Raw genomic sequence first — 11,966 nt, forward strand, 5'->3', positions numbered from 1 at the left:
GCCCGCGTGGAATGCTAGCTTTCCACGCGGGCGCCCCCTTTATGTGCGCTTTCGTGGCCAAGAGGTTCACCGACCAAATTGCAGCTTCACCGCAAATAAAGACCAGCGGCCTATTTCCCTATTTCCATATATCCAGGCGAAGAAAACCGTTCCCCGGGAAACTAACTGAGAAGCCAATACACAGTAAGACAGGCAACACAGCCGCGCAGATTTGCTGTTACACTGACTTTGTTCCTTACCTAGGAACAATGTCACAACATCAAGAGAGAGAGATCATCGTGTCTGAGCTCAATGCTGGCCCCCAAGCGGGCGTCGAGACCCAAACTACCGCTGACCAACGCGCGGTGCGCATGGGCAAGCGGGCCGACATGCTCAAGCAGCAGGAGCGTCTGCCTTACCCCGTTGGTGTAGAAAACACCACGACGATTCAGGCCGTCCTCGAAAAGCACGGTGAACTTGAAGGCTCCGAAGTAAAGACCGGCGACATAGTCGGCCTTTCTGGACGTGTCGTCCACATCCGCAAGACCGGCAAGCTCGTTTTCGCCGTTCTCCAGGCCGGGGATCACTCACGCTTGCAGTCAATGCTTGTGGAGAATGAAGTTGGCGAACAAGCATTCGAAGACTTCAACCGCCTCGTTGATATCGGTGACCACATCTTCGTGCACGGAGAAATCGGCACCTCCAGGACTGGCGAGCTTTCCATTTACGCTGACCGTTGGGAAATGGCTTCGAAGTCGCTTCGCCCACTACCGAACCTCCACACCGACCTCAGCGACGAAATGCGAATGCGTCGTCGCTATGTCGACCTCATTGTCAACCCCGAGGCACAGCGCATCGCACGCTTGCGAACTCGTGTGATCCAGGCTCTGCGCGACACCTTCCGCGAGCGTAACTACATCGAGCTCGAAACGCCTATGCTCCAGGTTGTGCCCTCAGGTGCATCCGCGCGTTCCTTCGATACGCACATGAACGCGTTCGATATGCAGGTTTCGCTACGTATCGCTCCTGAGCTCTTCCTCAAGCGTGCCGTTGTAGGTGGCCTCGACCGCGTATTCGAGATCAACCGCAACTTCCGCAATGAGGGAGCGGACTCGACGCACTCCCCCGAGTTCACCATGCTGGAGTGCTACGAGGCGTACGCCGACTACAACGTCATGGCCGATCTGGCACAAGAACTCATCCAGAACGCAGCCATCGCGGCAACCGGCTCAACCTTGGTCACCCTCGATGACGGCACTGAGTTCGACCTCGGTGGCGAATGGAAGCGCATCGACCTCTACGAGAGCATTTCACACTATGCAGGGGAAGAGATCACTCCTGAAACCTCCGCCGAGCACCTTCGCGAACTCGCCCGCAAGTTTGAGGTAGATGTGGATGAAGAGACGCTCGGCCACGGAAAGCTCGTCGAAGAAATTTGGGAGCATCTGATCCCCACCGAAGAGCTCTACAATCCCGTTTTCGTCATGAATTACCCAGTCGAGACGAGCCCGCTCACTCGCGATCACCGCGACCGCCCGGGCGTCGTGGAGAAGTGGGATCTTTACATCCGTGGCTCGGAAATCGGCACAGCCTACTCCGAGCTTGCTGATCCGGTTATCCAAAGGGAGCGGTTCGTGCAGCAGGCGCAGCTTGCAGCTGGCGGCGACGAAGATGCAATGCGTTACGACGAAGATTTCTGCGACGCCATGGAATACGGATTCCCTCCGTCAGGCGGCATGGGAATCGGCATCGACCGTGTACTCCAGACCATCACCGGTCTCGGTATCCGTGAAACCATCCTTTTCCCGCTGATCAAGCCCATCGAGAACTAGGAATCCAAGGGGCTCAAGCAGTGGATTAATAGCCATTAGCTTCGTGAGCCTTGACCCCGGGCCACCACAGGCCGGCATCTATGCCCCTGTGGTGGCCCGGTCACTACTGAATATAGCCAGCCGGAACTCGCATACAAACGCGAATCAGCCCTAAGATCGAAGACGTAGAAATAACCGCAGACTTCTGCTATAATCAGATAATCGCGCCATTAGCTCAGTTGGTTAGAGCAACTGACTCTTAATCAGTGGGTCCGGGGTTCGAATCCCTGATGGCGCACGGTAATCCCCACCTTCCCAGGTGGGGATTACTTTATGTTGGCTACCCACCGACCCGTGGACGCCTCACACGTATTCGAAAGCCACATCCCTATGCTTGCTCATCGATAGTGTCCTGTTGGCACAACGCTTGACCTTCACAACGAGACCAAAAACTCGAGTTTCTCGCTACTGCCCCGAGGCTCAATGCCACCACTTCGCTTCCGCCAACACTAGCCATTTCAAGGCAAAGGAGTTCTCAAGAGGTTTACGGCATTGCGCGAACGACTACCGCAGCGGCGTTGTGGCCGTCCGCTCGGACGCAGGGGTCTACAGCCACCTGTGGCTCCTGTATGGACTATACACACGTGCTTGCATACGGCAGTCATCGACCAGGAATCGCCTCCCATGGAGCATTTTCGACGCCCCACGATTCCGTTGCTGTTTTGCAAGGCAACAGCGTCCCGGCGGATCTGGCACACTGCACAAACTTAGTGCTTCGTCTAGTTTCGGCAACCAGAATGGCTTAGGAATCCACCTAGACACCAGAGAATGCTGAACTCTGTTGACAAATCCATTCATTCGCTGACAGCTAGTGACGCCGATGCCAAACGCCTTCGATTCGATCACAGCTACAAACGCACACCGGTGGCGACGGTCTCCAGCTCTACCGGCTCCAACACCGCCCGTTAGGTGGGAGAGGCAGCTCGCATCGTTTTAGCAAAGCACGAAGCGAGAGTATCCCAAAAAGCCAGGCACAAAAAACCGCCCCGCTTGCAGGAGCTGCTAGCAAGCGGGGCGGCAGTTAGTTATATGGGTTCAGTCCTGACACTCATATAGAGCCGGGCACAAACCCGTTAGACCCATGCTCGATCAGGCCGACGCTGGATTAAGGCCGGAGTTGGTTTGCTTAGCCTGTTCGATCTCGTCGTGAACCTTGGCATCATCATCCTTGCCCCCGTCAAGCAGTCGCGGAGCGAGGACACCGAAGAGGGTCCAACCGAAGAAGGTGACAAGCGCTCCACCCATCATGGCCTGCTCGCCAGCGGTGAAGAGGGAGTAGAGCGAGTAGAGAGCCGCAATAAATGCGAGCACGTTCACTGCGCGTGCCTTGCCTGCAGGAACTCCAGAACGCTTCTGCAGAATCTTGACCGCACCCATAGAAAGGAGGTAGGGAATCAGGTTGGTGATAACTGCAAGGTTGACAAGCACCTCGAACTGTTCAGCAAGGCTCGGGCTCATCGTGAAGAACGAGAGGAGAGTCTGCAGACCGGTGATGATGCACATACCGATGATCGGCGCGCCAGCTTTGGTCACGTGGTTGAAGATCCTAGGCAGCTGCCCAACCTTCGCCATCGAGCGGGCAACTTCCGCAATGGTGAACTGCCAGCCGAGGAGCGAGCCGAAGCAGGCAATAACCATGAGTGCAGTGATGATGCGTCCAACAACCGGGTTGAACATGTGTGCGAAGGCAAGGCCGAACGGACCGTTCGATGCAGCGAGCTCCTCGTGGTTGACGATGCCGGCGACAACGTTGGTCGAAAGGATGTACATAACTGCAGCACCGAGAGTACCGCCCATAACCGCGATAGGAACGTTCTTCTCGGGATTTTCAACGGCATCGGAGTTCGCAGAAGCGGACTCGAGACCGAGGAAGGCCCAAAGGGTCATTGCGATCGAGGACGAAACTGCCTTGAAGAACCCAAGGTCATGCGGGTTCCAGGCGGCGGCCCATGTGGACGGCGAGAACCAGAACCAGCCGATGATGCAAATGCCGAGCACCGGTGCGATAACGCCCCAAACGGTGATGGAGCCGATCTTGCCAGTGATGCTGGCACCACCGAAGTTGAGCACGGTTGCAAGCCACATGGTGGCGATGGCAAGACCACCCACGATAAGGGGACCATTGCTCATGCCTGAAGTATCGATATCGAAGAGCGTGAGGCCGTAGCCAACAGCCGAAATCGCGATCGCGATGTTCGCAATACCGAGCGAAAGAATGTAGGTGTAGTTGGCCATGAACGAGCCGGACTTACCGAAAGCATATTCGGCGTAGCCGCCCATGCCACCGGCGTTTCGACTGTAACGACCAAGCTTTGCAAAGCAGTACGCGAGAATCGTCGCACCGCCGGCGGTGACAATCCAAGAAAGGATCGAGATTGTGCCGATCTGAGCAAGCTTCGTAGGAAGCATGATAATGCCGGAGCCCATCATGTTAACCATCGTGAGGATGGTCAACTGCACAACTCCCATTTTCTTTTGAACTGGTTTATCGTTCATGTTTCAATTCTCCATAGTCTAGGGGCGGAGCCGCGGGACCGCCGCGGCCCCACCCCTTTGACAAATTAATTAGTTTTTGACCACGTACGCGTATGCACGCGTAGAGCCGTCGTCTTCATTCACCATGTGCACACCCTGGAGCTCCGGTGCGAAGCCGGGAAGCACATTGATGCCCTCTTCAAGGGTGAGGAAGTACTTGAGCTGGGCACCACCCCATACCTCACCGGGAACAACACAAATGATGCCCGGGGGGTAAGGCAATGCGCCCTCGGTTGCGATTCGACCCTCTGCCTCACTGAGCGGGATGAGTTCAACATCCCCCGCAATAAGGGCGGTGTTCGCATCTCGTGCACTCATTTCGCTCTTCGGCAGGGTCTCTTCACGGAACATTGCTCGCTGAAGTTTCGCGACCTCACGCTCTTTATAGAAGTCGTGCATCTCCTGGCAAAGCTGGCGAATGGTGTAGCCGCGGTAGCGCTCTTCGTTTTCAGCATAAACGCGCGGGAGCACCTCGGCCAACGGTACATCCTCGTCCAGCATTTGTTCAAACTGAACAAGTGCAGCAACCAGTTCCTGCATCTTCGGCAGAGTTTCTGCGGGCGTGATGAGGAAGAGGATTGTATTGAGGTCACACTTTTCAGGAATGATACCGAGCGTACGCAGGTAGTTAGCGAGGATATTGACCGGAACGCCAAAGTCCTCATACTCGTAACCGTCCTCAGTGTTACGAACACCGGGAGTTGTGAGAAGGAACTTCATCGGGTCGATGAAGTACTGGCCTTCGCGGTACGAGGGGAATCCATGCCAAGTTTCGCCCGGCTTGAACTCGAAGTACTCACGGCTCGCCATGATTTCTTCGGTCGGAGTGTCTTCCCACTTAACACCGTTAACGGTCGGCGGGAGGAACGGACGAATGTACTTGCATTCCTTCAGGATCATCTTGCGGGCTTCAATCGAAACCCTGAGCGCCTCAGCCCAAAGTTTTTCACCAGAGCCATCTGCGTGGATGCGTGCGTTAACGTCGAGTGACGCATACATCGGGTAGAACGGGCTCGTGGAGGCATGCATCATGTATGCATTGTTGAAGCGATCGGAATCGCAGTAACGAGCCTGGTCCTTGATGTGGTTGTCCTTCTTGTGGATCTGCGAAGCCTGCGAGAAGCCCGCCATACCCTTGTGGACAGACTGGGTCACAATGATGCCGGGATCGTTCTCGTTGAGGTCAAGAAGCATCGGCGAGGACTGCTTCATGATCGGGATCCACTGCTCGTAGCCAACCCAAGCGGAGTCGAACAGGACGTAGTCACAAAGGTGACCGATCTTATCGATAACTCGTCGAGCGTTGTAGATGGTGCCGTCGTAGGTGCCGAGCTGGAACACGGCGAGGCGAACGGGTCGCTCAGCCTTGGCACGCTCGGGGTCAACCTTCGCGACGCGCTCGCGAATGTAGGCTTCGTCGAAGCAGTGTGCGTCGATACCACCGATAAGACCGAACGCATTTCGTTCGGTTTCAAGGTAGACAGGCTTAGCATCGGCCATGACGAGGCTGCCGTGGTGAATCGACTTGTGGTTGTTGCGGTCGAACAGGACGACATCGCCCGGCGCGAGGAGAGCGTTGAGAACAACCTTGTTGGATGAAGAGGTGCCGTTCAGGACGAACCAAGTGTCGTCAGCGTGGAAAACTTCAGCTGCACGGTCGAGGGCTTCTTCGGGGGCGCCTTCGTGAATCAGAAGGTCGCCGAGCGCGACGTCCGAGCTGGAAAGGTCAGTGCGGAAAAGGTTTTCGCCATAAAATTCAAAAAACCGGCGACCTGTTGGGTGCCGGCGGAAGTACTGACCGCCGTGGTGGCCAGGACTCGGGAAGTTCGAGTTGCCAAGGTCACGGTAGTCAACCAGAGCTTCGAAGAACGGGGGGAGAATTTCGCGGTCGTAACGGCGAGCAAATTTCTCAACCTTACGTGCGAAATAATCGCTCTGAATGCGGTCTTTGGTGATCACATCATCGATTTCACCCTTACCGATAAGATCTTTACGGTCGGCCGAGACACACGCAATAACCGGGAGACCCCAGCCGAGTTCTACAATCTCTTTGCCTTTACCGTCTTGAACATCCTCTTCGGACAGCACGACCACAGCAGCATCGGTGAGGTCAGTTTCGCTAAGAGCAACTACCTGGCGTTCAGTTGGGAACCAACGTTTATAACTTTCAGCGAGCGAGTCGCTAACAACTACGTTTCCGTGTTTCACTTCAATCCCTCGGCAGAGCCGGGGCCCTTTCTAACGATACGGATATACTGCATTGTTCAACCTTTCACCTAGAGGGCTACCCAGCCCGGGTTCTAGGTCTCAAGGCCTAGTGAAATCCTCACATAGATGACACCCGAGCACCAGGACACTGGTCCCGCAAAATGGACAAAGTTGACAGCCGCCGCCCCAAATCTGCTTCCGCGCCCTCATGTGCCGTCCATGTCACCCACTGGGACCGCTAGTAAAGGTCATCGACCGCCGTCGGGAACGCCTCCGCGCAGATGCTCGAGTCGCCAGCCCTGAGAGGTGGTCCACCACACACCCCAATAACGATGTTCCCCACACTTGCGGGCCAAGCAGTCACGCGTCAGATATACTGGATCCATAAACTAAAGATTTAAGACGGTGTATAGAAATGTCGTGGAGAGCGCGCTGGGCTGCCCTAGCTGTCGTTCTGTTGCCAGTTTTCCTGATCAGTATCGATGTCACGGTTCTGAGCATCTCGCTCCCGGGCATCTCGCAGGATCTCCATCCGTCGGCAAATGAACTTCTGTGGATCGTCGATTCGTACTCGTTTGTGCTCGCGTGCCTGCTCATTGTGATGGGCAAGTTCGGCGACAGTTTCGGGCGGCTTCGTCTTTTGATGTGGGGCTCTGCCCTCTTCGGCGCGGCCTCTATTTTGTCGGGCTTTAGCACCTCGTCGCTCATGCTGATCGTGGGCCGTTCCCTCCAGGGACTCGGTGGTGCGACTCTCATGCCGTCGACGCTCGGCATGATCCGCCACATTTTCCAGAAGCGTTCGGAGAGGCGTCTCGCGCTTGCACTGTGGTCGGCAGCATTTTCTAGCGGTAGTGCGATTGGCCCGCTTCTCGGCGGCATCTTGCTCGAGGTCGCGAACTGGCGGTACGTGTTCTTTATTAACGTGCCGATCGTGATCGTCTTCGTGATCCTCGCGAGGCTTTACGTTCCCGAGTCAGACCTCGAGGAGGCCGAGCGCATCGACCTTCTCTCCCCCGTGCTACTGATCGCGTCGATCTTTGCGCTCGTGCTGAGCTTCAAGCTCCTCATTGACGATTTCGCGATCTGGCAGGCAGGCCTCTTGGTCGCTGGTGCGGCGGGTCTCGCGCTCTTTTGGCGTCGCCAGTACGTTGTCGCGAACCCGATTCTCGACGTGGATGTGGTCTCGGAGCCGACGTTCCGCTCGGCAACACTCATTAACGGCATCGCGTACTTCATCACGATTGGCACGCTGTTCTTCTTCCCGCAATACCTCATGGTTGTTTCGGGACTTTCGCCGATCGAGGCGGGCCTGTGGGCGCTTCCGATGGTTGTGGCGACGATTCTTGGCGCGCTCATCTCCCCGATCTTTGCTCGAAAGTTCCGGTCGAACCAGCTTGTGGCTCTCGGCCTTTTCACGTGCGGCATGGGCTGCCTTTCGGTGCCGCTGCTCGTGACCGTCCACTTCAACCCGTTCTTCTACTTCCTGTGCACGTTCCTCATCGGTCTTGGTATCGGGTTCTCGGAGCCGCTCACGAACGACACGATTCTGTCGTCGGCCCCGGACAAGGAGGCCGGCTCCGTTTCGGCAATTTCCGAAACGGCGTACGAGCTTGGCGGGGCGCTCGGCACTGCGGTTCTTGGTGGCGTGGGAATGCTCGCTTATCGCCTCTCCCTGTCCTCGCGCGAAGGCGGCATGGGTATTTCGGATCAGGTGCTTGAGGAGGCTAAGCAGACGATCGGGTCAGCGACGGTACTGGCCGAGCCCGGCAATTCTGCGAACCCGGATATGGCCTGGAATCTTGCAAAGGCGTCGTTCGTTGATGGGCAGAATGCCGCGATGTATCTCGCTGGCATTGCGGCCTTTGCCGCGACCATTATTGCGCTGCGTGGCATGCGCGCCGAGCTGCATTTGAGGCTTCAGGACAAGCTCGGCGCAAAACCCCCGCAGGAGTCCTCTGACCTGCAGTAATGGACTTTTCAACACAGTTTTGGTGCAGGTCTTTGCTCTAGGCTGAAGCCATGGCTTTCGTCGATACTCCCACCCCCGCCGATTACCCCGCTATCGCCCTTATTGCTAGGGATCTTTTGCGCGCCTCTGATCCTTCCGAGGTGTTCGACGGCACCGACCTCATCAACACGATTGAGGCGGGGCACCCCGCGATGGTGATCCGCGAATCACGCGGCTCCGGCGAGGAACCGGCACCGGTTGTGGCGTACGCGATGGTGCACGATCACGCTCGGGGCCGCATCGATGCGAAGTGGGCGGTACGTCGTGGCGATGAGTTCTATATCGCGCATGCCGCGCGCTGCCTGGAGTGGATCGAGAAGCAGGCCCGCATGCTTGGCGAGAAGCGCGGCGAGGAGGGCTTCGTGATCGTCACGGAGGTCGGCCCGGGTGATTTTATCCGCGCGGAGGCTCTCGCTGACGCCGGCTTTACGAAAGCGCGCACCTGGGTGGTGATGGACCAGGACATCCCCGCGCGTGTGCAGGAAATCAAGGAGCGGGGGTCCGACGCTTCCCTGGCTCCCCGCGTGGCTGCAAATGTTCGCGTTCGCACTCTTGCCGACGTTGAGGATCGCCGCGCTGCCCACGCTGCTCTTGAGCATGCTTTTGAGGATCACTTCAATCATTTCGAGGAGAGCTTCGACGAGTGGTGCGAGCGCACGGATCTGTATGCGCATCACGAGTGGGACCGCGATCTTTTGGCTGAGCTCGTTCCCGCGGATGGTTCGGCACCGATGGTGATCGGCACGCTCATGACGTCGTGGCTTCCCGAGTCGAAGACGGCCCACGTGGAGTATCTCGGCGTAACGCGCGAGGGTCGCGGCAAGGGAGCGGCGCACGCGCTGCTCGATGCTTTCTACCTGCTTGCCACGGAACACGGCTATGGCCGGGGCGAGCTTTTTGTGGACGCCGATTCTCCCACGGGGGCAAATCTCGCCTACGAGAAGATGAATTGGCGCCAGGATTTCCTCAAGGAGACGTGGCACAAGGAGATCACTCTCTAGCCTCTCGCACCGCCCCACCTTTACCCGCTGCAACCCCTCGCCCCGCTGCGCCCCGTTATCCCTCCCTCACCCTCACCCCGCTTCCCCCTCACCCCGCGGCCGTCTTCTTCCCTGCGGATGTGGTGAAAAACGGCGTCAGGGGCCCGAATATCAACGTGAGGTGGCGATTCGTCACCACCTTCGAAAAAGGCGGCGGAAAGTGGGCAACGAGGCGACCCCGGTAGCCCAGGAACCCGGAGCCAAGGAAAGTCGACTACAAGGCTCCCCAATGCGCTGGTCGGGGAAACTCCCCCTGGGCATGGCAAAGGGCCCGCTCCCCAAAAAGGAACGAGCCCTTTACTACCGCGGGATCACTCCCACTCGATCGTGCCCGGCGGCTTGCTCGTCACATCGAGGGTGACGCGGTTAATGCCATCAACCTCGTTCGTGATGCGCGTCGAGATCTTCGACAGAACATCGTAGGGAACCTTCGCCCAGTCGGCGGTCATGGCGTCGTCCGACGTCACCGGTCGAAGAACGATGGGGTGGCCGTACGTGCGGTGATCGCCCTGCACGCCAACGGAGCGCACGTCGGCGAGGAGCACGACGGGGCACTGCCAAATGTCGCGGTCGAGGCCGGCGAGGGTCATCTCTTCGCGGGCGATAGCGTCGGCGGCGCGAAGCGTGTCGAGTCGCTCCTTCGTGATCTCGCCGATGATGCGAATGCCGAGGCCCGGGCCGGGGAACGGCTGGCGCCACACGATTTCGTCAGGCAGGCCGAGCTGGGTGCCGACGGTGCGCACCTCATCCTTGAACAGCTGGCGAAGCGGCTCCACAAGTTCGAAGGTCAAATCGTCGGGAAGCCCACCAACGTTGTGGTGGCTCTTGATGTTGGAGGTGCCATCACCACCGCCGGACTCAACAACATCCGGGTACAGGGTGCCCTGCACGAGGAAAGCTTTGCGGCGGGCCTGGTCGCCGTCAACAACCCCCTGCTCGCGCAGAATATCTTCCTGGGCCTGCTCGAATACACGGATGAACTCACGGCCGATGATCTTGCGTTTTTGCTCGGGGTCGGTGACGCCCGCGAGCGCCTCGAGGAAGCGCTCTTCTGCGTCGACCACGACGAGTTTCGCGCCGCCCGTCGAGCCGCTGAAGGCGCGCTCAATTTCTTCGGATTCGCGAAGGCGCATGAGGCCGTGGTTGACGTACACGCACGTGAGGCGATCGCCGATCGCACGCTGCACGAGGGCCGCGGCAACGGCGGAGTCGACGCCGCCGCTCAGGGCGCAGATGGCGGTGCCGTCTTCACCGATCTGGGCGCGGATCAGCTCGACCTGTTCGTCGATGACGTTGGACATCGTCCATTCGGGCTTGATGCCGGCGCCGCGGTAGAGGAAGTTCTCGAGGATTTCTTGGCCGCGCTCGGAGTGCTTGACTTCGGGGTGCCACTGGACGCCGAAGATGCGCCGTTCGCGATTCTCGAATGCGGCAACGGGCGAGCCCGCCGAAACGGCGATCACGTCGAAGCCTTCGGGGGCTTCGTGAACGCTGTCGCCGTGGCTCATCCACACGTTCTGGTTGAGGTCTTGATCGGCAAGCAGAACGGAATCGCCCTGAATTTCAGTGAGCAGGGTCGCGCCGTACTCGCGCGTGCCCGTAGGGGCGACCGTGCCTCCAAGGGCCTGCGCGATCGCCTGGAAGCCGTAGCACAGGCCGAGTACCGGGATACCCGCCTCGAGGAGCGCGGGGTCGAGCTTCGGGGCGCCGTCGGCATACACGGAGCTGGGACCGCCGGAGAGGATGAGCGCTTTGGGGTTCTTCGCGAGGATTTCGCTCGCGCTCATCGAGTTCGGGACGACCTCGGAGTAAATGTTCGCTTCGCGGACCCGGCGCGCGATGAGCTGCGCGTATTGCGCACCAAAATCGACGACGAGGACCGGATCTTGCTGGGTGCTGAGCTGGTTGTCGTTCATCACGCTCTCCATCCTAATGCGCGTACTACTGGTCCGCCGCATCGCCGAGTGTGGGGCGCTCGGCGAGATCGCGCTCGACTTTGGCGTGAGTCCAGCGCTCGCCGAAGAAGCTCAGCACGGGGATCACGCCGAAGAACATGAGCAGGAGCATCCGCTCGAGGCCCCAGCGCATCTTGCTCCACAGATCGAAGGCGAGCACGACGTAGATCATGTAGATGAGGCCGTGGATGGGACTCCACGTCTTTGAAATCGTCGCCCACAGATCGCTCTGGCCCCCGTACACGAGGTAACGCATGATCATGATCGCGACGAGCACGAGCAGGGCGATACCTTCCACGATCGAGGCGACCCGGAAGCGGGCCATCGACGTGCGGATTTGAGTGTCATTGAGCGGCTTGCGAGCCACGGG

7 protein-coding genes and 1 tRNA gene are annotated in these 11,966 nt (G+C 58.4%); 4 read left to right on the plus strand and 4 right to left on the minus strand.

What is annotated here, in order from left to right; all coding sequences use genetic code 11:
- Positions 1 to 248: 248 nt before the first annotated feature.
- The gene (gene lysS / locus HMPREF3176_RS07765; protein WP_256365633.1) at positions 249 to 1,811 is read left to right on the plus strand and encodes a lysine--tRNA ligase; all 1,563 of its coding nucleotides are present in this window, start codon (positions 249 to 251) and stop codon (positions 1,809 to 1,811) included.
- A gap of 203 nt (positions 1,812 to 2,014) precedes the next feature.
- Positions 2,015 to 2,088 (plus strand) — tRNA-Lys (locus HMPREF3176_RS07770).
- A gap of 851 nt (positions 2,089 to 2,939) precedes the next feature.
- Here the strand turns inward: HMPREF3176_RS07770 and potE are convergent.
- The gene (gene potE, locus HMPREF3176_RS07775; protein WP_070459505.1) at positions 2,940 to 4,346 is read right to left on the minus strand and encodes a putrescine-ornithine antiporter; all 1,407 of its coding nucleotides are present in this window, start codon (positions 4,344 to 4,346) and stop codon (positions 2,940 to 2,942) included.
- 69 nt (positions 4,347 to 4,415) lie between these two features.
- Positions 4,416 to 6,593, minus strand: a complete 2,178-nt coding sequence (gene speC / locus HMPREF3176_RS07780) for an ornithine decarboxylase (RefSeq protein ID WP_070459508.1) — start codon at positions 6,591 to 6,593, stop codon at positions 4,416 to 4,418.
- 457 nt (positions 6,594 to 7,050) lie between these two features.
- On the opposite strand from speC, the gene HMPREF3176_RS07785 reads away from it, so the two are divergent.
- Positions 7,051 to 8,562, plus strand: a complete 1,512-nt coding sequence (locus tag HMPREF3176_RS07785; RefSeq protein WP_168161966.1) for an MFS transporter — start codon at positions 7,051 to 7,053, stop codon at positions 8,560 to 8,562.
- 50 nt (positions 8,563 to 8,612) lie between these two features.
- Entirely contained in the window at positions 8,613 to 9,602 is a 990-nt protein-coding gene (locus HMPREF3176_RS07790; RefSeq protein WP_070459514.1) for a GNAT family N-acetyltransferase, read from the plus strand.
- 350 nt (positions 9,603 to 9,952) lie between these two features.
- Here HMPREF3176_RS07790 and guaA read toward each other — a convergent pair whose 3' ends face one another.
- Positions 9,953 to 11,557 (minus strand): glutamine-hydrolyzing GMP synthase, encoded by a 1,605-nt coding sequence (gene guaA / locus HMPREF3176_RS07795; protein WP_141742393.1) that lies wholly within the window; start codon positions 11,555 to 11,557, stop codon positions 9,953 to 9,955.
- A 25-nt stretch (positions 11,558 to 11,582) separates the two neighbouring features.
- Positions 11,583 to 11,963, minus strand: coding sequence for a DUF3817 domain-containing protein (locus HMPREF3176_RS07800; RefSeq protein WP_016663906.1), 381 nt, complete (start codon positions 11,961 to 11,963; stop codon positions 11,583 to 11,585).
- Positions 11,964 to 11,966: the final 3 nt, after the last annotated feature.

The sequence above is a fragment of the Dermabacter sp. HMSC08H10 genome (genome assembly GCF_001807585.1).
In the GTDB taxonomy this organism is placed as follows: Bacteria; Actinomycetota; Actinomycetes; order Actinomycetales; family Dermabacteraceae; genus Dermabacter; species Dermabacter hominis.